The organism is Rhodococcus sp. WB1, from assembly GCF_001700945.1.
In the GTDB taxonomy this organism is placed as follows: Bacteria; Actinomycetota; Actinomycetes; order Mycobacteriales; family Mycobacteriaceae; genus Rhodococcus; species Rhodococcus aetherivorans.
Genome location: NZ_CP015529.1, coordinates 3,725,966 through 3,748,437, shown reverse-complemented (window position 1 = coordinate 3,748,437; position 22,472 = coordinate 3,725,966). Strand labels below are relative to the sequence as shown.

The 22,472-nt window shown below is 70.6% G+C and carries 23 protein-coding genes; 16 read left to right on the top strand and 7 right to left on the bottom strand.

The window, feature by feature from the left end; genetic code table 11:
• Positions 1-62: 62 nt before the first annotated feature.
• A complete protein-coding gene (locus A4U64_RS16530; protein WP_006933848.1) occupies positions 63-1,067 on the bottom strand; it encodes a sugar-binding transcriptional regulator in 1,005 nt (334 codons plus the stop codon).
• 116 nt (positions 1,068-1,183) lie between these two features.
• Here A4U64_RS16530 and A4U64_RS16525 point away from each other — a divergent pair, with 116 nt between their 5' ends.
• The 4 genes from A4U64_RS16525 to xylB are packed head-to-tail and all read left to right on the top strand — an operon-like array spanning position 1,184 to position 6,013.
• Positions 1,184-2,200: an NAD(P)-dependent alcohol dehydrogenase gene (locus A4U64_RS16525; protein ID WP_006933851.1), complete on the top strand. Its 1,017-nt coding sequence runs from the start codon at positions 1,184-1,186 to the stop codon at positions 2,198-2,200.
• Between the two features lie 11 nt (positions 2,201-2,211).
• Entirely contained in the window at positions 2,212-3,684 is a 1,473-nt protein-coding gene (locus A4U64_RS16520) for a mannitol dehydrogenase family protein (protein WP_006933853.1), read from the top strand.
• Positions 3,681-4,607, top strand: coding sequence for a carbohydrate kinase family protein (locus A4U64_RS16515; protein ID WP_006933855.1), 927 nt, complete (start codon positions 3,681-3,683; stop codon positions 4,605-4,607). The genes A4U64_RS16520 and A4U64_RS16515 overlap by 4 nt, the downstream gene beginning before the upstream one ends.
• Positions 4,604-6,013, top strand: a complete 1,410-nt coding sequence (xylB, locus tag A4U64_RS16510; protein ID WP_006933858.1) for a xylulokinase — start codon at positions 4,604-4,606, stop codon at positions 6,011-6,013. The genes A4U64_RS16515 and xylB overlap by 4 nt, the downstream gene beginning before the upstream one ends.
• A gap of 14 nt (positions 6,014-6,027) precedes the next feature.
• On the opposite strand, the gene A4U64_RS28255 is transcribed toward xylB, so the two are convergent.
• Complete coding sequence (locus A4U64_RS28255; RefSeq protein ID WP_006933860.1) at positions 6,028-6,201, bottom strand: hypothetical protein; 174 nt, start codon at positions 6,199-6,201, stop codon at positions 6,028-6,030.
• Positions 6,202-6,350: 149 nt separating this feature from the next.
• Between A4U64_RS28255 and A4U64_RS16505 the strand changes: the two genes are divergently transcribed.
• A complete protein-coding gene (locus A4U64_RS16505; protein WP_043799220.1) occupies positions 6,351-6,821 on the top strand; it encodes a VOC family protein in 471 nt (156 codons plus the stop codon).
• 57 nt (positions 6,822-6,878) lie between these two features.
• Complete coding sequence (locus A4U64_RS16500) at positions 6,879-8,195, top strand: MFS transporter (protein ID WP_065922839.1); 1,317 nt, start codon at positions 6,879-6,881, stop codon at positions 8,193-8,195.
• 3 nt (positions 8,196-8,198) lie between these two features.
• On the opposite strand, the gene A4U64_RS16495 is transcribed toward A4U64_RS16500, so the two are convergent.
• Positions 8,199-8,843: a LysE family translocator gene (locus tag A4U64_RS16495; protein WP_065922838.1), complete on the bottom strand. Its 645-nt coding sequence runs from the start codon at positions 8,841-8,843 to the stop codon at positions 8,199-8,201.
• Between the two features lie 95 nt (positions 8,844-8,938).
• Between A4U64_RS16495 and A4U64_RS16490 the strand changes: the two genes are divergently transcribed.
• The 6 genes from A4U64_RS16490 (at position 8,939) to A4U64_RS16465 (ending at position 14,091) form a co-directional block, all read left to right on the top strand.
• The gene (locus A4U64_RS16490) at positions 8,939-9,829 is read left to right on the top strand and encodes a LysR family transcriptional regulator (RefSeq protein ID WP_029542302.1); all 891 of its coding nucleotides are present in this window, start codon (positions 8,939-8,941) and stop codon (positions 9,827-9,829) included.
• A gap of 212 nt (positions 9,830-10,041) precedes the next feature.
• Positions 10,042-10,869 (top strand): IclR family transcriptional regulator, encoded by an 828-nt coding sequence (locus tag A4U64_RS16485; RefSeq protein ID WP_065922837.1) that lies wholly within the window; start codon positions 10,042-10,044, stop codon positions 10,867-10,869.
• Positions 10,870-10,914: 45 nt separating this feature from the next.
• Entirely contained in the window at positions 10,915-11,709 is a 795-nt protein-coding gene (locus A4U64_RS16480; RefSeq protein WP_006933873.1) for a 2-keto-4-pentenoate hydratase, read from the top strand.
• On the top strand, positions 11,706-12,494 hold the full coding sequence (locus A4U64_RS16475) for a 2-keto-4-pentenoate hydratase (protein ID WP_006933875.1): 789 nt from the start codon (positions 11,706-11,708) through the stop codon (positions 12,492-12,494). Before A4U64_RS16480 ends, A4U64_RS16475 begins: the two co-directional genes overlap by 4 nt.
• Positions 12,495-12,496: 2 nt before the next feature.
• Positions 12,497-12,694 carry a tautomerase family protein gene (locus A4U64_RS16470; RefSeq protein WP_006933877.1) on the top strand — a complete coding sequence of 66 codons (198 nt, stop codon included), beginning with the start codon at positions 12,497-12,499 and terminating at the stop codon, positions 12,692-12,694.
• Positions 12,695-12,825: 131 nt separating this feature from the next.
• Positions 12,826-14,091 carry an acyl-CoA dehydrogenase family protein gene (locus tag A4U64_RS16465; RefSeq protein WP_065922836.1) on the top strand — a complete coding sequence of 422 codons (1,266 nt, stop codon included), beginning with the start codon at positions 12,826-12,828 and terminating at the stop codon, positions 14,089-14,091.
• A 123-nt stretch (positions 14,092-14,214) separates the two neighbouring features.
• Here A4U64_RS16465 and A4U64_RS16460 read toward each other — a convergent pair whose 3' ends face one another.
• A complete protein-coding gene (locus A4U64_RS16460; RefSeq protein ID WP_043799227.1) occupies positions 14,215-15,219 on the bottom strand; it encodes an AraC family transcriptional regulator in 1,005 nt (334 codons plus the stop codon).
• Between the two features lie 131 nt (positions 15,220-15,350).
• Between A4U64_RS16460 and A4U64_RS16455 the strand changes: the two genes are divergently transcribed.
• Together A4U64_RS16455 and A4U64_RS16450 are read left to right on the top strand one after the other, a co-directional pair.
• Complete coding sequence (locus A4U64_RS16455) at positions 15,351-16,565, top strand: cytochrome P450 (protein WP_029542310.1); 1,215 nt, start codon at positions 15,351-15,353, stop codon at positions 16,563-16,565.
• Between the two features lie 2 nt (positions 16,566-16,567).
• Positions 16,568-17,596, top strand: a complete 1,029-nt coding sequence (locus tag A4U64_RS16450; RefSeq protein ID WP_006933887.1) for an NADH:ubiquinone reductase (Na(+)-transporting) subunit F — start codon at positions 16,568-16,570, stop codon at positions 17,594-17,596.
• Between the two features lie 54 nt (positions 17,597-17,650).
• Here A4U64_RS16450 and A4U64_RS16445 read toward each other — a convergent pair whose 3' ends face one another.
• Positions 17,651-18,673: an AraC family transcriptional regulator gene (locus A4U64_RS16445; protein WP_006933888.1), complete on the bottom strand. Its 1,023-nt coding sequence runs from the start codon at positions 18,671-18,673 to the stop codon at positions 17,651-17,653.
• A 237-nt stretch (positions 18,674-18,910) separates the two neighbouring features.
• Here A4U64_RS16445 and A4U64_RS16440 point away from each other — a divergent pair, with 237 nt between their 5' ends.
• Positions 18,911-20,473, top strand: a complete 1,563-nt coding sequence (locus A4U64_RS16440) for a 4-hydroxyphenylacetate 3-hydroxylase family protein (protein ID WP_065923515.1) — start codon at positions 18,911-18,913, stop codon at positions 20,471-20,473.
• 28 nt (positions 20,474-20,501) lie between these two features.
• Positions 20,502-21,032, top strand: a complete 531-nt coding sequence (nphA, locus tag A4U64_RS16435) for an NADH-dependent flavin reductase (RefSeq protein WP_006933892.1) — start codon at positions 20,502-20,504, stop codon at positions 21,030-21,032.
• A gap of 121 nt (positions 21,033-21,153) precedes the next feature.
• On the opposite strand, the gene A4U64_RS16430 is transcribed toward nphA, so the two are convergent.
• Together A4U64_RS16430 and A4U64_RS16425 are read right to left on the bottom strand one after the other, a co-directional pair.
• A complete protein-coding gene (locus A4U64_RS16430) occupies positions 21,154-21,582 on the bottom strand; it encodes a tautomerase family protein (protein ID WP_006933894.1) in 429 nt (142 codons plus the stop codon).
• 81 nt (positions 21,583-21,663) lie between these two features.
• Positions 21,664-22,416 (bottom strand): SDR family NAD(P)-dependent oxidoreductase, encoded by a 753-nt coding sequence (locus A4U64_RS16425; protein ID WP_006933896.1) that lies wholly within the window; start codon positions 22,414-22,416, stop codon positions 21,664-21,666.
• Between the last annotated feature and the right edge of the window lie 56 nt (positions 22,417-22,472).

The window sequence follows — 22,472 nt, the reverse complement described above, 5'->3', positions numbered from 1 at the left end:
TCGGGTGGTCGTTCTGGATGTGTTCACCGATCGTCGCCTCTTCTTCGGTCTCTCCGGTGGGGTTATCGGTCGAGTAGCCAACGTGCGCACTCGATGTCGCACACGAGCATGGTGGCCAGGCCGCCGCGCAGCGCCCCGAGCGCGGCCTGGTGTTTGGCGGCCCCGCCGGTGACGAGGACCGTGCCGGGGCAGGCGCGGATGTCGTCGAGCGAGACCGACACGGCGCGACGGTCGAGGTCCCCGCCGACGGCCGTGCCGTCGGCGTGGAAGAACCGTCCCGCGATCTCCCCGACCGCGCCGAGGTCGGTGAGGGAGTCGAGCATGGCGGTGTCGAGGTAGCTGCCCTCGAACAGGGTGGTCGACGTGGACACCGCCCCCACGCCGAACATCATCATGTCGGCGCGGCGGCCGATGTCCAGGGTGCGGGAGATCATCGAGTCGGCACGCATGGACGCGACCGTCGCGGGGTCGGCGTACAGGGGAACGGGGAGGCGGACCATCTTGGCCTGCAACTGTTCCGCGCATCGTCCGAGCACGTACTCGGCGCCGGTCTGGTAGTCGGACGCGGTGACGGCGCCGTCGAGCTGGACGATCGTCGCGCAGGTCGCCCCGCCCGGCGGCAGGGCCTGCGCGACGGCCACGGTCTCCGGGCCCCACGTGAATCCGAGGGTGTCCGTCGCGCGGATCCGCCGGCTGATCAGGGCGGCGGCGGCCCGTCCGACGCCCGCGAAGCTGGCGGCCTCGTCGAGCGGGCCGGCCGCGTCCACGCCGTCGCCGACGACGACGGCCTCGAGCAGGCCGAAGCGCTCCTCGAGGGCGCGTTCCTCGTCGGCGTGCAGGTCGTCGCGCAGGTTGGCCGGCACGTTCACCTCGATGCGCACCAGGCCCTGGGCCCGGGCCCGGGCGACGAGGCGTCCCGCGGTCGGCCGGGAGACGCCGAGGCGCGTCGCGACCTCCGCCTGGGTGAGGCCGTCCAGGTAGTACAGCGTCGCCGCGCGCAGCGCCAGGCGCAGCTCCTCCGGCGCGGCGGCGGCCGCGGGCTGGTTCGTCACGTGGGGGACGGTCACGACATCTCCTGGTTCGGAGGAACACCGTGAGCAAATGCTCATGGGTGCGTTCATTTGCTCAGTACGCTAGCATCGGCAATGTGACCCACACAACACCCCCGTCGATCCCGGCCGGCATGCGCGCCGCCGTCCTCGTCGAACCCGGACGGATCGAGATGCGCGAACGGCCGGTCCCCGAACCCGCACCCGGCGACGTGCTCGTCCGGGTCACCTCCGTCGGCGTGTGCGGATCGGACACGCACTACTACCGGGAGGGCCGCATCGGCGAATTCGTCGTCGAGGCCCCGCTCGTCCTCGGCCACGAGGCCGCCGGCACGATCGCCGCGGTCGGCGCCGGCGTCCCCGCCGGCCGGGTCGGGCAGCGTGTGTCCATCGAGCCGCAGCGCCCCGACCCCACCACCGACGAAACCCGGCGCGGGCGCTACAACCTCTGCCCGCACATGCGGTTCTACGCCACCCCACCCGTCGACGGCGCCTTCTGCGACTACGTCACCATCGGGGCGGAATTCGCCCACCCCGTGCCCGACACCGTCTCCGACGACGCCGCCGCCCTCTGTGAACCGCTGTCCGTGGGCATCGCCGCCGTCCGCAAGGCGGGCGTCACCGCCGGTTCCCGGGTCCTGGTCACCGGCGCGGGCCCCATCGGGATCGTCACCGCGCAGGTCGCCCGCGCGTTCGGCGCCATCGACATCGTCGTCACCGACCTCGACGCGGACCGGCGCGCGCTGGCCCGGAAGTTCGGGGCGACCGCCACGCTCGACCCGCGCACCGACGACGTCAGCGACCTGCACGTCGACGCCTACATCGACGCCTCCGGCGCCCCCGCCGCGGTCGCCGCCGCGATGCGGGCGGTCCGGCCCGCCGGCACCGTCGTCCTCGTCGGCTCCGGCGCCGAGACGATGAACCTGCCGGTCCAGCTGATCCAGAACCGCGAGCTGGTCCTCACCGGCGTCTTCCGTTACGCACACACCTGGCCGACGGCGATCGCCCTCGCCGCCACCGGCCGCGTCGACCTCGACGCGATGGTCACCGCCCGCTTCCCGCTCGAGAGGGCGGCCGAAGCACTCGAATCCGACCGGACACCCGGCAACATCAAGACCGTCGTGCGGGTGCACCCCGGCGACGACACGTAAGGAGCCCCGAAGTGGACCTGGGGGAGAACACCCTGAACGCCCTGCCCGTCCCTGGCCCGACCTACTCGCGCCGCGACATCGGCGTCGGCATCGTGCATTTCGGGGTCGGCGGATTCCATCGTGCCCATCAGGCGATGTACGTCGACCGGCTGCTCGAACGCGGCGCCCGCAACTGGGGCATCTGCGGCGTCGGCGTCATGCCCGGCGACCGCCGCATGCGCCACGCCCTCGCGTCCCAGGACGGCCTCTACACCCTGATCCTGCGCCACCCGGACGGCAAATGGGAACCGCGGGTGATCGGTTCGATCGTCGACTACCGCTACGCCCCCGACGATCCCGAGGCGGTGATCGAACTGATCGCCGCACCCACCACCCGCGTCGTCTCGCTCACCGTCACCGAGGGCGGTTACAACATCCGCCACGACACCGGCGAATTCGACGTCGACGACCCCGCCGTCCGCCGCGACCTCGAGCACCCCGACGCGCCGGCCACCGTCTTCGGCCTGGTCACCGCCGCGCTCGCGCGCCGCCGGGAGCGCGGGCTGCCGTCGCCGACGATCATGTCGTGCGACAACATCGAGGGCAACGGCACCGTCGCCCGGCGGGCTTTCACGTCCTTCGCCGAACTCGTCGACCCCGATCTCGCCGGCTGGATGCGCGAGCACACCCGGTTCCCCAACTCGATGGTCGACCGCATCACCCCCGTCACGACCGACGACATCGCCCCGGAACTCGACGCCCGCTTCGGCGTCCGCGACCGCTGGCCCGTCGTCTCCGAACCGTTCACCTCGTGGGTGCTCGAGGACGACTTCTCCTGCGGCCGTCCGGCCTTCGACGAGGCCGGGGTGCAACTCGTCGACGACGTCGCGCCGTACGAGTTGATGAAGCTGCGCCTGCTCAACGCGAGCCACCAGGCGCTGGCCTACTTCGCCCACCTGTGCGGCTACCGCTACGTGCACGAGGCCGCCCAGGACCCTCTGTTCGCGGAGTTCCTGCTCGACTACATGGACACCGAGGCCACCCCCACCCTGCGGCCCGTGCCCGGCATCGACCTCGCGCAGTACAAGCGCACCCTGATCGAGCGCTTCGCCAATCCCGAGATCCGCGACACCGTCGCCCGGCTGTGCGCCGAATCCTCCGACCGCATCCCGAAGTGGCTGCTGCCGGTGGTGCGGGAGAACCTCGCCACGGGCGGATCGGTGCGCCTGGCCGCCGCCGTCGTGGCCGGCTGGGCCCGCTACGCCGAGGGCATCGACGAGGCCGGCGACCCCATCGAGGTCGTCGACCGGCTCGCCGACACCCTCGGGCCCCTCGCCCGCAGCCAGCGCGAGGAGCCGACCGCCTTCCTCGGGAACCGGTCCGTCTTCGGGGATCTCGCCGATCAGCCGCGGTTCGTCGAGGCCTACCTGTGGGCGCTCGGGTCCCTGCACCGCGTCGGGGCCCGCGCCACCCTGCAAGCCCTGCGCAGCAAGGTCGGATCGTGAACGGGCCCGTCCTCGTGATCGGCGAGGCGCTCGTCGACATCGTCCGCCGGGGCGCGGCCGAGCCCGTCGAACACGTCGGCGGCAGCCCGCTCAATGTCGCCGTCGGCCTCGGCCGGCTCGGCCGCGACGTCGAGTTCGTCACCCATATCGGCGACGACGACCGCGGCCGCCGTATCGTCGGCCACCTCGCGGCCTCGAAGGTGCGGCTCGCCGCCGGCAGCAGCACCGCGGCGCGCACCCCGACCGCGACCGCCGTGCTCGACGAGAACGGCTCCGCCACATACGAGTTCGACCTGGAATGGCAACTGCCCGATCCTCGTCCCACGCCCGGTGCCCGGCACGTGCACACCGGATCCATCGCGGCCCTGCTCGAACCCGGCTGCGAGGCCGTCGCCGCGCTGCTCGACCGGCACGTGCCCACCGCGACCGTCAGCTACGACCCGAACGTCCGGCCCGCGCTCGTCGGCGACGACCCGCGCGCCCGCGACCGCATCACCCGGTTCGTCGCGGGCGCCGACGTCGTCAAGGCCAGCGACGAAGACCTGCGCTGGTTCGCCCCCGGCCGCGACCCCCGCGACGTCGCGCGGGAGTGGCTCGCGCTCGGGCCGGCACTCGTCGCGGTGACGCTCGGTGCGGGCGGTGCCGTCGCCGTCGCGCGGTCCGGCGCCGTCGAGGTCGCCGCGCACCCGGTCGAGGTCGTCGACACCGTCGGCGCCGGCGACGCGTTCATGGCCGGCCTGCTCGACGCCCTGTGGACCCAGGAGCTGCTCGGCGACCGCGAGGGCCTGCGCGGAATCGGACCGGACGCGCTGCGCACGGCCCTGGACGTCGCCGCGCTCACCGCGGCCCGCACCGTCGCGCGTGCCGGCGCGGACCTGCCCACCCGCGACGAGCGGGACGCCGACCCGAAGGAGCCGTGGTGACGCTCGTCGCCGGGATCGACTCGTCCACCCAGTCCTGCAAGGTGCTCGTCTGCGACGCGCACACCGGCCGCATCGTGCGGCAGGGCCGCGCCCCGCACCCCGACGGCACCGAGGTCGACCCGCGTGCCTGGGCGGACGCCCTCGACCGCGCCGTCGCCGCCGCCGGCGGGCTCGCCGACGTCGCCGCGGTGTCGGTCGGCGGTCAGCAGCACGGGCTGGTGACCCTCGACGAGACCGGGACGGTGGTGCGCCCGGCGCTGCTGTGGAACGACACCCGCTCGGCCGCGGCCGCCGCCGACCTCGTCGCCGACCTCGGGGGCGGACAGAAGTGGGCCGACGCCGTCGGCGTCGTCCCGCTCGCCGCGATCACCGTCGCCAAGGCCCGCTGGCTCGCCGACCACGAGCCCGCCCGCGCCGACCGCACCGCGGCGCTGTGCCTGCCGCACGACTGGCTGACCTGGCGGCTGGCCGGAGGATCGGACATCGGTGCGCTGATCACCGACCGCAGCGACGCCAGCGGCACCGGCTATTACAGCGCCGCCGACGACGCCTATCGCACCGACCTGCTCGAACTGGCGTTGCGCGGCCGGCGGCCCCTGCTGCCCCGGGTGGCCGGACCGGCCGAACAGGTCGGGGAGACGAGCCGGGGCGCCGCGCTGGGACCCGGCGCCGGGGACAACGCCGCCGCCGCCCTCGCCCTCGGTGCGCGCGAGGGCGACGTGATCGTCTCCGTCGGCACGTCGGGCGTGGTCTCGGCGGTCTCGGTCACCTCCACCCGCGACCCCGACGGGCTGGTCGCCGGCTTCGCCGACGCCACCGGCCGCCACCTGCCGCTCGTGTGCACCCTCAACGCGGCGCGGGTCCTCGACGCCACCGCCGCGCTGCTCGGCGTCGACCACGACGAACTGTCACGGCTCGCGTTGTCGGCCCCGCCCGGCGCCGGCGGGCTCGTGATGGTGCCGTACCTCGAGGGCGAGCGCACCCCCAACCGCCCCGGCGCGACCGGCGCGATCCACGGCCTGCGCCTGACGAATTCGACGCGGGAGCACCTGGCGCGCGCGGCCGTGGAGGGGCTGCTGTGCTCGCTCGCGGACGGCCTCGACCACATCACCGCGCAGGGCGTGCCGGTGCGACGGGTGCTGCTCGTCGGTGGCGGCGCCCGTTCCCGCGCGCTGCGCGAGGTCGCGCCCGGCGTGCTCGGGGTCCCGGTCGAGGTGCCCGAGCCGGGCGAGTACGTCGCCGTCGGCGCGGCCCGCCAGGCGGCGTGGGTGCTCGACGGCGGTGCGGAACCACCGCGGTGGCAGGGTGGTGCCGTGCAGCGTTACGAGACCGACCCGATGCCGGCCGTGCGCGCCCGGTACGCGGAGGTCCGCGACCTGACCGAGGACACGATCCGTTGCAGCTGACGCGGGTGGCCTGCTCAGGACAGGCCGAAGGCACTGGCCAGGAAGTCGATCAGCCAGGAGAAGATCTCGACGGACCCGATCACGCTCGAGCCCTCGTCGGTGGTGTCGGCGAGGGCCGTGCCGGGCGCGAGCGCCGACAGGACTGTGGCGCCGAGAACTGCCGTGGTGATGCGAGCCGACGTCCGCATGAGCGTCTCCTTCCGACGGGTATCGAAACCAGTTCATGATCGCCCGGGCATGCACCGGTTCGCGACCGCGATGAGTTCCGGTTCCGTCTCGGGTCGATATCTGTGACACCGAGGGCAGTGCCGTCATCCACCCGAGCAAGGAGAAGACGATGCCGAAGATCACCCCGTTCCTGTGGTTCGACACCGAGGCCGAGGACGCGGCCAAGTTCTACACCAGTGTGTTCCCCGACTCCCGCATCCTGGGCACCACCTACTACCAGGACGCCGGCCCCAAGCCGGCCGGCACCGTCATGGCCGTCGACTTCGAACTCGACGGCCAGCGCTACGTCGCGTTCAACGGCGGCCCGGAGTTCTCGTTCTCCGAGGCGGTGTCGCTCCAGATCGACTGCGCCGACCAGGACGAGGTCGACCACTACTGGAACGCCCTCACCGAGGGCGGGGAGGAGAGCCAGTGCGGCTGGCTGAAGGACCGCTTCGGGCTGTCCTGGCAGGTGGTGCCGCGGCGGCTCTACGAGCTGCTCTCCGACACCGACCCCGAGGTGGGACGGCGCATCACCGAGGCGATGTTGCAGATGCGCAAGATCGAGATCGCGCCGCTCGAGGACGCCGCCCGCGGCTGAACCGGCGCGGCGGCCGAGCCCAGCTATCACCGCGGTGGCGGTGATAGCTTTCGGTCGATGACCACGCGCACCGAGCGGCTCGACGAGCTCCCGTTCACCCGCAAACACGGCAGGCTGCTGCTCGGCTCCGGTGTGGGCTGGGCGCTCGACGCCATGGACGTCGGGCTCATCTCGTTCGTGATGGCCGCCCTGGCGGTGCAGTGGGGCCTGAGCACGACCCAGTTGTCGTGGATCGGTTCGATCGGCTTCGTCGGGATGGCCGTCGGCGCCGCGCTCGGCGGCCTGCTCGCCGACCGGATCGGCCGGCGCCAGGTGTTCGCGGTGACACTACTGGTGTACGGCCTGGCCACCGGTGCCGCCGCGCTCGCCGGCTCCGTCGCGGTGCTGATCGTGCTGCGGTTCGTCGTCGGTTTGGGTCTCGGGGCCGAACTTCCGGTGGCGTCGACCCTGGTCAGTGAATACGCGCCGCGTCGGCAGCGCGGCCGCATGGTGGTGGCGCTCGAGGCGTTCTGGGCGGCCGGGTGGATCCTCGCCGCCCTCATCGGCTACTTCGTGATCCCGCTCGGCGACGACGGCTGGCGCTGGGCGCTGGCCGTGGGGATCGTCCCCACCCTGTACGCGGTGGTCGTGCGGTTCGGCCTGCCCGAATCCGTCCGGTACCTCGAGAGCCGTGGCCGCTACGGCGAGGCCGAGACGGCCGTCCGGTCCTTCGAGACGTCCGCCGGCGTCGACGCGCCCCCGGACCAGGAGGAGACGTCGCGCCCGGTGCGCACCGACCCGGCGGCGGCCGAGTCGATCTGGTCGTCGCGGCTGCGGCGCCGGACCGTCGCCCTGTGGACGGTGTGGTTCGGCATCAACCTCTCGTACTACGGGGCCTTCATCTGGCTGCCCAGCCTGCTGGTCACCCAGGGCTTCGATTTGGTGAAGTCCTTCGAGTACACGCTGATCATCACGCTCGCGCAGTTGCCGGGGTACGCGGTCGCCGCGTGGCTGATCGAGGTGTGGGGGCGGCGCGCCACCCTGGCGAGTTTCCTCGTCGGCTCGGCGGCGGCCGCGGGGCTGTTCGGCCTCGCCGACACCCCCACCCGGATCGTCGCCGCCGGAATGGCGTTGTCGTTCTTCAACCTCGGCGCGTGGGGCGCGCTGTACGCGATCGGTCCGGAACTGTATCCGACGTCGGTGCGGGCCGCCGGGACCGGTGCGGCGGCCGCGTTCGGGCGCATCGCGTCGATCCTGGCGCCGCTGCTGGTGCCCGGGCTGCTCACGGCCGGCGGCAACCCGCTCGTCTTCGGGGTGTTCGCGGCGGCGTTCGCCGTCGCCGCCGTCGCCGCCTACACGCTGCCGGAACGCAAGGGGCAGGTGCTCGAGGCCTGAGCCCTACGACCGTGCGGGCGGCGCCTGGCTGCAGGCCGTCGCCACGGCGAAGGCCCCGAGGGCCGTGCCGGTGACGAGGCGCTGCGCCCGCACGGCCCGCGGGTGCGTTGCCACGCGGCGCGCGACGGCTGCCGCGCCGAGCACGATCAACCCGTTCACCGTCAGCGCCACCCCGATCTGGACCGCGCCGAGCACGAGTAATTGCCGCCACTCGGGACCGGCGACGGGCGAGACGAACTGGGGCAGCAGCGCCGCATACATCAGGGCGATCTTCGGGTTGAGCACGTTCGTCGCGAGGCCCATGCCGAACAGTCGCGCCGCCGAGTGCTCGGTCGCAGGGGCCGGGGCGAAGAGTGCACCGCCGCCGGGACGCAGGATGCCCCATGCGAGATACGCGAGATAGCCCGCGCCGGCGAACCGCAGGAGATCGTGGGCGACGGGGACCGCGGCGAACAGGGCGGAGAGCCCGGCCGCAGTGGCGAGCAGGTAGCAGAGGAACCCGGCGCCGACACCCGCGAGGGACACCAGGCCGGCCCGGCGGCCCTGCGCCAGCGACCGGGAGGTCAGGTACATCATGTTCGGGCCGGGCGTGAGGACCATGCCCAGCGCGACCACGGCCACCCCGGCCGCAGCGGAGGCAGAAACCACGGGAACCCCTTCCGTTCGGGACAGGATCGAGAGTGCCGCGCGGAAACGTGCACGTCCATCACGGCTTTGTGCAGGGTTCTGTGTAATGTTGCTACATGCTCGACGTCGACGGGCTCGTGGCCCTGCGTGCGCTGCGTGACCACGGCACGGTCACCGAGGCCGCGAGCGCCCTCGGATACACGCCCTCCGCCGTCAGCCAGCGCGTCAAACGGCTCGAGCGACGCCTCGGCGCGGCCCTCACGGCCCCGGCGGGCCGCCGGGTGGTGCTCACCCCCGCCGCCCAGCGCCTCCTCGACGACGCCGAACCCCTTCTCGGGCAGCTGGAATCGGCCTTCTTCCGGGTCTCGGGATCGTCGCGGATCGCCGGCGCGGTCACGGTGGCGGCATTCACGACGGCGATCCGGGCCGGCATCCCCGCGGCGCTGGCCTCGGCCACCATGGGCCGGCCGGATCTGTCCGTCAGGGTCGTCGAGGCCGACCCGGTCGACGCTGCCCTGAGGGTGGCCACCGGGCGGGCCGACGTCGCCGTGCTGCACCACTGGCGGTCGCTGCCGCGGGTGTTGCCCGACACCCTCGTCGCCGAACATGTGCTCGACGACGGCGCCGACGTGATCGTGCGCGCGGACCATCCGCCGGCCCTCGGCGAAACGCTCTCACCGCAACAGCTCTCGTCGTCGGACTGGGTGTCCACCGGCGAGGGGACGCTGTGCCACGAATGGCTGATGTCCATGTTCGCCGGGCACGGCCTGCGCCCCCGGATCACCTGCACGTCGAGTGACTTCGACATCCATCTGGACTTCGTGCGCGCCGGGCTCGCCGCCGCGCTGGTGCCGCGACTGGGCCGCAGGCCGCTGGGACCGGACCTGGTGGCGATACCCGCGCCCGGCGCCGTGCGGGTCGTCAGCGTCGTCCGGCGCGCCGGTCAGGTCGACGACCCGACCCTCGCGCACGTCGTGGCGCACCTGCGGATGTCGTTGGGCGCGTAACCGCCGAGGCCCCGCGAGTGCGCACGTCTCGCGCCGATTCCCGAGGCCGCGCGACGGGATGTGCGCACTCGGTGCGCGTGGAGTCATCCTTCTGTGCATTCCCAGCCATGTTCGCCCGCCATCCGGGGACCTAGTGTTCCAGATCACAAGCATCCGGCGGCGGCGGTGCGCATTCGAGGCCTCCGCCGCGACCCGAAAGGACGGACCTGGACGTGGCGTCACTGCAGACGGTGCAGAGGATCGGACCGGTGCTGGACCTGTTCACGGTGCAGCAACCCGAGTGGGGAGTCTCCGAGGTCGCGGCGGCGATCGACGTTCCCCGATCGAGCGCGCACGCCCTGCTGTCGAGCCTGGTCGACACGGGGCTGCTCCAGTGCCGCGCACGCGGACGCTACCGGCTCGGTTGGCGCGTCGTGGAGCTGGGAGAGACGCTGCGCGGCACCGTCGACGTCCGGTCCTGTGCCGCCCCGGTCCTCGAGCGCCTGGTGGAGAAGTGCGGCGAGACAACTCATCTCGCGGTCATGGATCGATGGAACGTCCTCTATGTGGACAAGATTCTCGGCAATCACAACATCACCGTGCAGGGTGCGCGGATCGGGACGCGCCTGGATGCGCATTCCACGGCGGTGGGCAAGGTGCTGCTCGCGCAACTCGAGGAGATCGAGGTGCGCCGGTATCTGGCCACGCGCCCGTTGCGGCGGCTGACACCGTCGACCACCACGAACCCCCAGGCACTTCTGGACGCCCTGGCCGGTGTGCGCTCGGCCGGCTTCGCTGCGGACCTCGGGGAGACGGTCTCGGAGGTGCACTGCGTCGCCGCCCCGGTGCGCGACGACCTGGGTTCCGTCGTGGCGGCCGTGAGCGTGAGCGTGCCCGCGACGCGCTTCGTCCAGCGGCGACCGCAGCTCGAGCGGGCCGTGGTCGGTGCCGCGCACGAGATCACCCGGGCGATCGCCGAAGCCCACGACTGCAGTCCCGTGCTCCTGCGGGACGACCCGGGTGCCGCCGGTTTGACGGCGGCGAGCCCACGCGCCTCCTGACCACGAATCCGACCGCACGAACGAGACAAGCGAAAAAGAGGAGCCATGGACACCGCCGCCCACAAGGCCGCAGACCGACTGCTCGAGGTGTATCGCACGGGGGAACCGATCGATCCGCTCACCCCGGACCATCCCGACGCGTCGATCGAACTCGCCTACCGGATCCAACAGCTGCAGGTCGAGCAGTGGACGCTGGCCGGTGATGTCGTCAAGGGCCACAAGGTGGGCTTGGCCTCCCGCGCGATCCAGCGGCAGATGGGCGTCGATCAACCCGATTTCGGGCACCTGACCGCGAGCATGTTCCACCTCGAGCACCAGCCGATCCCCGCCGGCCGCTTCCTGCAGCCGCGGATCGAGCCCGAGGTGGCGTTCGTGCTCGGCCGGCCGCTGGCCGGTCCGGGCGTCACCGCCGCCGAAGCCGCGCGGGCCGTGGACTTCGTGCTGCCCGCACTCGAGATCGTCGACTCGCGGATCCGGGACTGGAAGATCGGCATCTTCGACACCATCGCGGACAATGCCTCCTCCGGCGGGGTGATCCTGGGGAGCCGGCCGGTCTCCCTCGGCGACGTCGACCTGAGGCTGATCGGATGCACGCTCCACATAGGCGGTGAACTCACCGCGACGGGAGCAGGCGGAGCCGTGCTCGGGTCCCCGCTCAACGCACTGGTGTGGCTGGCCAACACGGTCGGCCCGCTCGGGGTCACCCTCGAACCGGGGCATGTGGTGCTTCCAGGTTCCATGACCAGGGCGTTCCCGGTGGCGGCGGGCGACTCCGTCGTGGCGAACATCAGCGGGCTCGGCAGCGTCACCGCCGTGCTCGGAGGAAAGGACGAGAAATGAGCGACCAGTTGTGGAGCGCGGCCCGCGTCGCCGACGTGCTGCTGCGTGCGGAGGACACCGCGACCCCGCAGACGTCGATCCTCGCGGAATGGGACGGACTGGACCTGGGGACCGCGTACGCCGCGCAGGACATCGCGTTGCGCATGCGGCTCGCCCGCGGCGAGCGGCTCACCGGCGTGAAGCTCGGGGTCACGTCGAAGGCGAAGCAACGGCAGGTGGGCGTGGACTCGCCGTCCACCGCGTGGCTCACGGACCGGATGATCCTGCCGATCGGCGAGCCTGTCCCGCGCGAGAAGATGATCCACGCCCGCGCGGAGCCGGAGATCGCGTTCGTCATGGGCCGCAGGCTCGAGGGACCCGGGGTCTCGGCCGCGACCGCGCTGGCCGCGGTGGAGCACGTGGTCGGCGCGATCGAGATCATCGACAGCCGGTTCTCCGGCTACCAGTTCTCGATGATGGACGCCGTCGCGGACAACAACTCGTCCGGACGGTACGTGACCGGTCCGGTCGGCCGTGCGCCGGAGGATCTCGATCTCGCCCTCGAGGCGTGCCTGCTCGAGGTCGACGGCGAGGTGGTGGACTCGGCGACGGGCGCCGCGGTGCACGGACATCCCGCGGAGGCGCTGGCCTTCGCCGCGAACACCCTGGCCGAGCGGGGACTCGCCATCGAGGCAGGGTGGGTGGTGCTCACCGGCGGCATGACCGACGCGGTGCCGGTGCAGCCGGGGGCGCGCATCGCCGCGCACTTCACCACCCTCGGCACCGTCACCGTCGCGGGAGGCTGACGATGCCGTTCATCGACGTGACGATCGCGGAGGGGCGCAGCCCGGACGAGCTCCGGAGGCTGATCCACGAACTGACCCAGGCGGCGCACCGGGCCCTGGACGCGCCGCTGCCCAACATCCGGGTGGTGCTGCGGGAGACGCCGAAGACACACTTCGCGGCGGGTGATGTGACGATCGCCGAGCGTGAGACACGGGCCTGAACGGTCCGGATATCCCGAACTGCGACAACGCCCGCCGGCGACGAAGTCGAGCATCGTGATCGGACCGGATCGGGGCGGGGCCGCGGGATACACAAGGGAGACACCATCCCCTGTATCCCCCGGAGAACCCGATGACGTCGAACCGACAGCGCGCCCTGACCCTGGTTGCCGAGCCCGAGCCCGGCTGCGAACGGGTGGCGGACCGGATGTACCACGACCTGCTGTCGCCACCGGAGGTGCGACAGGTGCGCGACCGCGTCCGGGACTTCGCCACCCGGGCCGTCGCGCCGATCGCCGGCCGGATCGCCGGCGGGGACGAGCGCCTCGACGGGTTCCCGCGGGACGCGTTCGAGGCCATGGCCTCGAACGGTCTGTTCCGCATTCCCTTCACCGCGGACGTCGGTGGCGACGGACTCACGCATCGCGCCACGGCCACCGCGGTGGCCGTCGAGGAACTGGCGTACTACTCCAACAGTGTCGCCGCCATCTACGACGTCCATTGCATCCTCGCCGGCACGGCACTGGACCAGGGCACCGAGGAGCAACGGCACCGATGGCTGCGTCCCGTCGTCGACGGGGAGATCGTCGGGTCGTTCGCGACGAGTGAGCCCGGTGCGTCGAGCGATCTCTCTCCCGAAGCGGTGCAGACCGTCGCGAGCCCGGACGGCGACGGGTGGGTACTCACCGGCCGCAAGCGGTGGATCACCAATTCGGTCGTCGCCGGCGTCGTCGTCGTGCTCGCCCGGACCGGCGACAGCCTCACCACCTTCATCGTTCCCACCAGCGCACCGGGCGTCACCGTCGGCACACCCGACCGCAAACTCGGCAACCGCGGGCAGATCACGGCCGACGTGATCCTCGACCGTGTTCGGCTCGGACCGGAAGCGGTGCTCGGGCGGGTCGGCGGCGGCCTGCGCGTCGCGCTCCGGACACTCACGTACGGCCGCATCGGAATCGGCGCCGCCGGCGTCGGCATGGCGCAGGCCGCCTTCGACCGCACCGTCGCGCATCTGAAGTCGCGGCACGCGTTCGGTGGTTCGCTGGCTTCCAAACAGCACTGGCAGTTCGTGATGGCCGACTACGCGGCGGATCTCGAGGCCGCCCGCAGCCTGTACCTGAAAGCGGCTCTTCGGCTCGACACCGGGGAACATTTTCCCGAGCCCGAAGCGGCGATGGCGAAGCTGCGCGGCACCGACCTGGCGGCGCGCATCGCCCGGGATGCCGTGCAGGCGTTCGGCGGACTCGGATTCGTGCAGTCCCTCGGAGCCGACGACACCGAAGGACCGGTCGAGGCGATATACCGGGACAGCAAGATCGGTGAGATCTACGAGGGCGCCAACGAGATCCAGCGATGGGTCCTCGCACGACAGATCTTCGGACGCGATCACACCGGATAACGGAACATTCTCCGCACATCATTCGGAGCGCGGGACGGTCGTCGATCTCCGGCGAGGCAACGGGACGAACGGTTCTCGCGGGACTGCGGACGCGCGGTGCACGCGGTCCGCCCGTCCCGGCGACTATCGTACGGCTCGACCGAGCCGGAAATGCGCGGGGCTGGAGCCGAACTGCCGACGGAAGGCACGGCTGAAGTGGGACACGTCCCGGAAGCCGACCAGGCCGCTGATCTCGGTGACCGTGAGGTCGGTTTCCGACAGCAGGGCACGCGCGCGTCCGAGGCGTACCTGGTACAGCCAGGTGCGGGGGGTGGTTCCCGCCGTGCTGAACAACTTGTGGATGTACCGCACGGACATTCCGAGTTCCGCGCCGACATCGGCGAGCGTGTGGTCGGGGTCTCGGAGATACCGGACCATGGTGCTCTGCACCTTGCGAAGGTCGTCCGCGTGGATCCGCTTCGTGGCGCTCAACGGGGGCGACTGTTCACCGATCGCGCTCACGAGCAGATCCAGCGCCGCGGCCGCAACGGTTGCCGAAGAGCCCTGCGACAAGGGGGTATCGGCGGTGGCGACCTCGACGAGGAACCGGGACACGAACCGTCCGATTCCGGACTGTCCGGAAATGCCCTGGCCTGTCACGCTGTTCATGAGCTCGACAGGAAGGCGGGAGGTCAGCTGCTCACGCGGCGTGCGCAGCACGATCTGCTCGAATTCGGTTGTGGCGTCGACGACGAACGGTGCCGACGAGTCGACGATGCCGAAGGCGCCGTCGGTGAGGGTCGCCGACCGGGTCCCCTGCGTCAGGATCGCGGAACCGCGCGTGATCAAGCACAGCAGGTAGTCGTCGTTCGGATCCGAGGTGATCATCGACGGTGTCCGCACCACCGCGTGCGGATCGGCATGCACCACACTGACGGTCATCTCCCCGAGCGGGCGCGCGACCAGATCCGCCGCGAAACGGTCGTGCGTCTGCGGCCAGTCGACGTCCATCTCGCAGTAGGTCGTCTCGAGCGTGTCCGTCCACCGGGCACGACCTTCGGTGGACTCCAGTTCGCGCGTGCTCAGCGCCAATCTCCGGCCGGACGCCGCGGTGCACGGGGAGTCATCCTTCGGTGCACTGTCGGTCATGTTCCCGCTCACCTCCGCCTTCTAGTGTTCCAGATCACAGGAACTCGGCGGGCGGACGATACCGCGGGACACCCCGTCTGCGCGACCCCGGCCGTCATCTCCGGATGAGCCCACGACAGGAGAGCGACATCATGACCACCACCCATACCTGGATCGACGAGATCACCATGGAGGAACTCGACCGCGACCCGAATCCGATCTACGAGCGGCTGCGCCGGGAGGCGCCGGTCGCCTACGTCCCGGCGATCGGGATGCACGTGGTGGCCACGAGGGAGCTGTGCCTGCAGATCACCCAGGACTCCGAGACGTGGTCCACGGTGATCGCCCCCTCGGGCGGGCGGACGTTCGGGACCGGAACCGTGCTCGACTCCAACGGCGAGCGGCACCGCAAGCTGCGCGAATGGATCGATCCGCAACTCCGGCCCGCCGCGGTCGACTCCTACGTGGAAGCGCTGGTCCGGCCGCAGGCGCGGAGCATCCTCGAACGGATCGAGGAACTCGGGGCCGTGGACATCCAGGAGGCCTATTTCGCTCCGGTCAGCGTCCGTGCGGTCGGTGACCTGATGGGTCTGCGGAACGTCCCCTCGGAGACGCTCGTGCGGTGGTTCCAGACGCTCGCGCTGTCGTACGGCAACGCCGAGGTCGACGAGAACGGCGAGTTCGCCCATGCCGAGCCCTTCGAGGCCGGAGACCGGATCAAGGAGGAGATCGTCGCCACCGTCGATCCGTTGCTCGACCACTGGACCCGCAATCCCGACCACACGTTGATCTCGCACTGGTTGCACGACGGAATGCCGGAGGGGCAGGTGCGGGAGCGGTCGGAAATCTACCCGAACATCTACGTCTTCCTGCTCGGTGCGCTGCAGGAGCCCGGTCACGTCATGACGACGACACTGGCGGGCCTGCTGCAGCATCCCGACCAGCTCGAGCGCGTCGTCGACGATCCGGATCTCCTCCCGCGGGCGGTCAACGAGGGCGCGCGCTGGGTAGCGCCGATCTGGAGCGCCGCCGTCAAGGTCGCGAACCGGGAGGTCACCGTCGGCGGCGTCGACCTGCCCGCGGGTACGCCGGTCATACTCGCGTACGGCTCGGCCAACCGCGACGAGACGGTGTGGGCGAACCCGGACGCCTACGACGTGGACCGGCCGGTCATGCCGCACCTCGCCTTCGGCGCCGGCAAGCACGCCTGTGCCGGCACCTACCTCGGGACCGCGATCGTCCGGATCGCCCTCGAGGAGTTGTTCGAGACGATCCCGAACATCGAACCCGACCCCGACCGCACCCCGAGCTTCTGGGGCTGGACCTTCCGCGGCCCGCAGGGCCTGCACGTCCGATGGGAGGTGTAGTCGTGAGCCACTCGGTGACCGTTTCCGGGCAGGACGGGGCCTTTCCCGGCGCGCCCGACCGTTCGGTACTCGAGTCCGCACTGCGGGCGAACCGCTGGTTGCCGCACGCGTGCTCGCAGGGCACCTGCGGGACCTGCAAGATCAGGGTGCTGTGCGGCGAGGTGGACCACGGCCGGCCCGACGAGACCATCCTGAGCGAGGCGGAGCGCGCGTCCGGGCTCACACTCGCCTGTCAGGCGACACCTCGCACCGATCTGACCGTCGCGCCGTTGAACGACGTGCCCCCGGACGGGCCGAGGCATCCCTTGCGCGACCACGCCGGCACCGTGCTCGAGCTGGCCGACATCGCACGGTGCACCCGCCGGCTCGTCGTGGAGCTGGACGAGCCGATGGAGTTCTCCGCCGGTCAGTACGCCGAGCTGATCGTGCCGGGTTCCGTTGTGGCGCGTCAGTACTCGATGGCCAATCCGCCCTCCGAGTCGCGCCGGCTCGAGTTCCACATCAAGCGGGTCGATGGAGGGCTCGCGACGGAGGGGTGGATCTTCGGCTCGCTTCGGCCGGGAGACCGGATCGGGCTGCGCGGGCCGCTGGGGCAGTTCGCCCTGGTTCGTCCCCAGGAAGAACCGGCCATTCTGGTCGGCGGCGGAACGGGGCTTGCCCCCTTGAAGTCGATTGTGCGCCATGCACTCTCCAACGATCTTGTCCCGAGCATCGACCTGTACCACGGAGGGCGCGGGCAGGCGGATCTGTACGACGTGGACTTCTTCCGGGCTCTCGAGGCCGCCGATCCCCGATTCCGCTACCACCCTGTACTCAGCGAGGAGCAGTGGGACGGCGCCACCGGCGTGGTCACCGACGCCGTGCTCGACGACTTCGCCAGTTGCAAGGGGCGCAGCGCATACCTGTGCGGGCCACCCGCCATGGTCACCGCGGCGGTCAAGGCGCTCAAACGGCGTCGCATGGCGCCCCGGTTGATCTTCAAGGAGGAGTTCACCGTCGGCAGCGCGCCGCCGGTGATGTCGCCGGTGTGACCGGTTCCGCGGCCGGGTGTTCGGGTTCAGCCCGAGCACCCGGCCGGTCGTCGTTCAGTGTCGGTGCCCCGGTTCGCGGCCGGCGCGTTCCTTCCGATACTGGCCGGGGCTCGCGCCGAAGGCGGCGCGGAACGTCCTGCTGAAGTGGGAGACGTCCCGGAAGCCCGCGCATTCGCTGACCTCGGCGACGGACATCTCGGTCGTCAGCAGGTACTTCCGCGCGCGCTCGAGCCGTGCCTGATACAGCCATGCGCGCGGAGTGGTGCCCGCTGCGCTGAAGAGCTTCTGGACGTTGCGCAACGACATCCCGGCGTCGGCGGCGACGTCCGGAAGCGTGAGCTCGGGATCGTGCAGCTTCTGTTCGATGACCCGCTGGACGCGGGTGAGATCTTCCGTGCGGTGCAATTGGGCGGCACCGGTCGCGACAGTGCCTTCGGTGAGGGCGGTGACCAGCATGTCGACGGCCGAGGAGGCGAACGACACGGCGGCCCCCCGCGAGATGGGGGCATTCATCGACGCGATGTCGACGAAGAAACGACCGACCAGTCCGCCCGGCCCGGTCTCGCCGCAGATCGTGCGGGCCGTGCCGTGTTCGACGATCCGCCCCGGCAGGCGCGAGGTGAGCAGTTCACGAGGAGACCGCACGACGATCTGCCGGAACGGCGCGGGGGAGTGGAAGACGAACGGGGTGGCGCAGTCGAGCAATGCGAACGACCCTCGCTCGACCGTCGTGGTCCGGCCCGACTGCTGCACCTCGACGTGGCCCTCGGTCACGATGCACACGAGATAGCCTGCACCGGAGTCGGAGTCGACCATCGCGGGCGAGCGGACCACCGTGTGGGCGTCGGCCCGGATCGTGCTGACGTGCAGATCGCCGAACGGCCGGCCGCCCCATTCCGCGTCGAAGTGACGTCGTGGGTTCGGCCACGCGACGTCCATCTCGCAGTACAGCTGCCCCAGCGTGCTCGCCCATCGGGTGTGCCCCTCGCTCGTGTCCAGCTCCTGCGTCCGCAGGGAAACGATGCCGGGGGCCGCTCCGTTGCGCGCAGAGTCACCCGTTTGTTCGCGCTCAGCCATGTTCCACCACACCTCCGCCTTCTAGTGTTACAGATCACAGGAACGTGGCGCCCGGAACGATATCCCAACCCCCGGCCCCGCGCGACCACCGAGGACGGTTACCGAAGCGCGCCAGCGTGATCGGTGCCGGGATCCTCCGAAGTCGGCGGATACGGCCGGGCCGGGTCGACGCCCGTCGTGCCGTTCCCCACCCGAGCCGATTCCTGCACCACACCCCCGAGACCAGGAGTGAAGACCATGACGACCACATCGATCCTGGGCGACGCCGTCGGAGCGCCCAACACCGTCCGGCCCATGACCGGCGACGAGTACATCGAGTCGCTCCGCGACGGTCGTGAGGTGTACTTCCGTGGCGAGCGGGTCGACGATGTCACCACACATCCGGCCTTCCGCAATTCGGTCCGGTCGGTGGCCCGGATGTACGACGCGATGCACAAGCCGGAAGCGAAGGGCATCCTGTCGGTGCCGACCGACACCGGTAACGGAGGATTCACCCATCCGTTCTTCAAGACGGCGCACAGTGCCGACGATCTGCTCCTCGCTCGTGATGCGATCGCCACCTGGCAGCGCGAGGTGTACGGCTGGCTGGGCCGCTCGCCCGACTACAAGGCGTCGTTCCTCGGCACCCTCGGAGCCAACGCGGAGTTCTACGGGGAGTACCAGGACAACGCGAAGCGGTGGTACAAGGAAGCACAGGAACGCGTGATCTACATGAACCACGCGATCGTGAACCCCCCGATCGACCGCGACAAGCCCGCCGACGAGACCGCCGACATCTGCGTGCACGTGGTGGAGGAAACCAACGCGGGCCTGATCGTGTCCGGCGCCAAGGTGGTGGCGACCGGGTCGGCGATCACCAACGCCAACTTCATCGCGCACTACGGCCTGCCGCTCCGCAAGAAGGAGTTCGGCCTGATCTTCACCGTCCCGATGGATTCGCCGGGCCTGAAGCTGTTCTGCCGTACGTCCTACGAGATGAACGCCGCCGTCATGGGTACGCCGTTCGACTACCCGCTCTCGAGCCGATTCGACGAGAACGACGCCATCATGGTGTTCGACCGGGTGCTGGTTCCGTGGGAGAACGTCTTCGCCTACGACACCGAGACGACCAACGGGTTCGTGATGAAGTCGGGCTTCATGTCTCGCTTCATGTTCCACGGTTGCGCCCGTCTCGCCGTGAAGCTGGACTTCATCGCCGGCTGTGTGATGAAGGCGGTGGAGATGACCGGCTCGGCCGGATTCCGCGGCGTGCAGATGCAGATCGGCGAGATCCTCAACTGGCGTGACATGTTCTGGGGACTGTCCGACGCGATGGCGAAGACGCCCGATCCGTGGGTCAACGGGGCCGTGCAACCGAACCTCAACTACGGTCTCGCCTACCGCACCTTCATGGGCGTCGGCTACCCGCGGATCAAGGAGATCATCCAGCAGACCCTCGGCAGCGGCCTGATCTACCTGAATTCGCATGCGAGCGACTGGGGTAACCCCGAGATCCGGCCGTACCTCGACCAGTACGTTCGCGGGTCGAACGGCATCGTGGCCATCGATCGTGTCAAGCTGCTCAAGCTGCTCTGGGATGCCGTCGGTACCGAGTTCGGCGGCCGGCACGAACTGTACGAGCGCAACTACGGCGGCGACCACGAGGCCGTGCGCTTCCAGACGCTGTTCGCCTACCAGGCTCAGGGCCTGGACAATCAGCTCAAAGGCTTCGCCGAGCAGTGCATGTCCGAATACGACATCGACGGCTGGACGCGCCCGGACCTGATCAACAACGACGATCTGAAGATCGTCCGTAGCTGAACGGGGCGCAGCGATGAGGAGTACGGTCATGACCGACACCGCCCGGGGATCCGATCTCGACGTCACGCCTCTGCACATGCGTAAGGCCCTCGGCCGGTTCGCCAGCGGCGTCACCATTGTCACCACCGCCGAGTCCGAGGACGAGGCCTCGGTGCACGGAATGACCGCCAACGCGTTCACCTCCGTGTCGCTCGATCCGCCGCTCGTGCTCGTATCGATCGCCAACCGCGCCAAGATGAACGAGCGGATCCGCGAGGCGGGGCGGTACGGCGTTTCGATCCTCGCCGGGGACCAGGAACCGTTGTCCCTGCACTTCGCCGGCGCGGCGAACCAGCCGGATCTGGTTCGGTTCGTGTGGCGCAAGGGCGTGCCTCTCCTCGAAGGTGCACTGGTTCACCTCGCGTGCACCGTGGTCGATTCGCATCCCGCGGGTGACCACACCCTGCACGTGGGCCGGGTGGAGCGGCTCTGGTACGACGACGGGCACCCGCTGGTGTTCTACACCGGCACCTTCCGGTCGCTCGAGCTGCAGGGCAGGGACGAACCCTGGGGGTTCTGATCGAGCAGGGCGGGGTGGCCGCGGCGGGCGTCGCGGTCACCCCGCCTCTCGAACCCCCGAGCGAATGTGCCGTTGTGTCGGATAGATCGACGTAACGGCACATTCGCTCATGCCCCGCTGATCACCGCGCCGGCTGTGCGGCCGCCGCGCGCGCCGTGATCTCGCCGGCGCGCGTGGCAGCGGCCGGGTTGCCTGCGATGGACCAGTTCACCGGATCGACTTCGACGATCTGTCCGCGCACCAGATCCCGCTGCGCCCCAAGGATCTCGACGATCAGATCGGTGAATCGAGCCGCCAACTCCTGGCGCTGCTCGATCGGGCGTCCGGCGAGGACGATCGCGGTGAAGTAGGGGGCCGGGGTGCCGCCGTCGGCGATCACCGTCCCGGCCGTCGCGGCGTCGTCCGGGTCGTACCGGACGACGAACGCCCGCACTCGCTCGATCGGGGAGTCGAGGACCTCCGCGTAGCAGCGGCTCGCGTCGGCGAGCAGCCGACGTCGTTGCTCGGCAGTGTAGGCGCCGTCGACGAGATGGAAGTGTGCAACGGGCATGGCCGCTCCTTTGTGACGTTTTGGGGTACAGATCTAGTGGACGCCGTGACTATTGGACTCCGTGACTATTGGACTCCGTGACTATTGGACTCCGTGCCGGGTCCCGCCGTCGACGGTGAGGACGCTTCCGTGCAGCACGGCGGCCTCGGGGGCGAGCAGCATCTCCAGAGTCCAGCCGATCTCGTCGAGGGTCGGTAGCCGGCCGAGCGTGGTCTTGGCGCGGTAGCGGTTCCAGATCTCGCCGGGGTCGCGGCCGGTCTCGGCGGCTTCGGTCTCGACGAACTTCCGCAGCCGTGGCGTGTCGACAGGCCCCGGCGCGATGGTGTGGGTGGTGACGCCCTTCGGGCCGTACAGCGCGCTGAGCTGGCGCATGAGGTTGAAGACCGCGGCATTCACCGTCCCCGGCCCGGCGTCGAGCGGGCCGGGTTCGAGTCCGAGCGACCCGGCGATCGTCACGAAACGCGAACCCGGCACCAGGTGGTCGCGGACGGCGTGCAGCAGCCGCACCAGCCCGCCGACCTTGATGTTCGCGCCGACCGCGAAGTCTCCCGGCGCGATGGTGTCGGCCGAGCCGCGCACCGGAAGTCCGGCCGCGAACACGGCCATCCGCACCGGTGCGTCGACGTGGGCGGCGATCGCCTCGATCGCGCTGTCGTCGGCGATGTCGGCGACGCACGGGACGATCAGGTCGTCCGAGGCCGCCAGCTTGTCGAGGTCGTCGGCGTTGCGGGCGACGGCGATCACGCGAAGGCCGCGACGGGCCAGGCGACGGGTGAACTCGGTGCCCATCGCACCGGTCGCGCCGACGACGACACACACTGAGGACGAAGTCATACCTGTGCTCCCTCTTGCCGTTGTGGAACGCCCGGACGATCCGCGCAGTAGCGGGA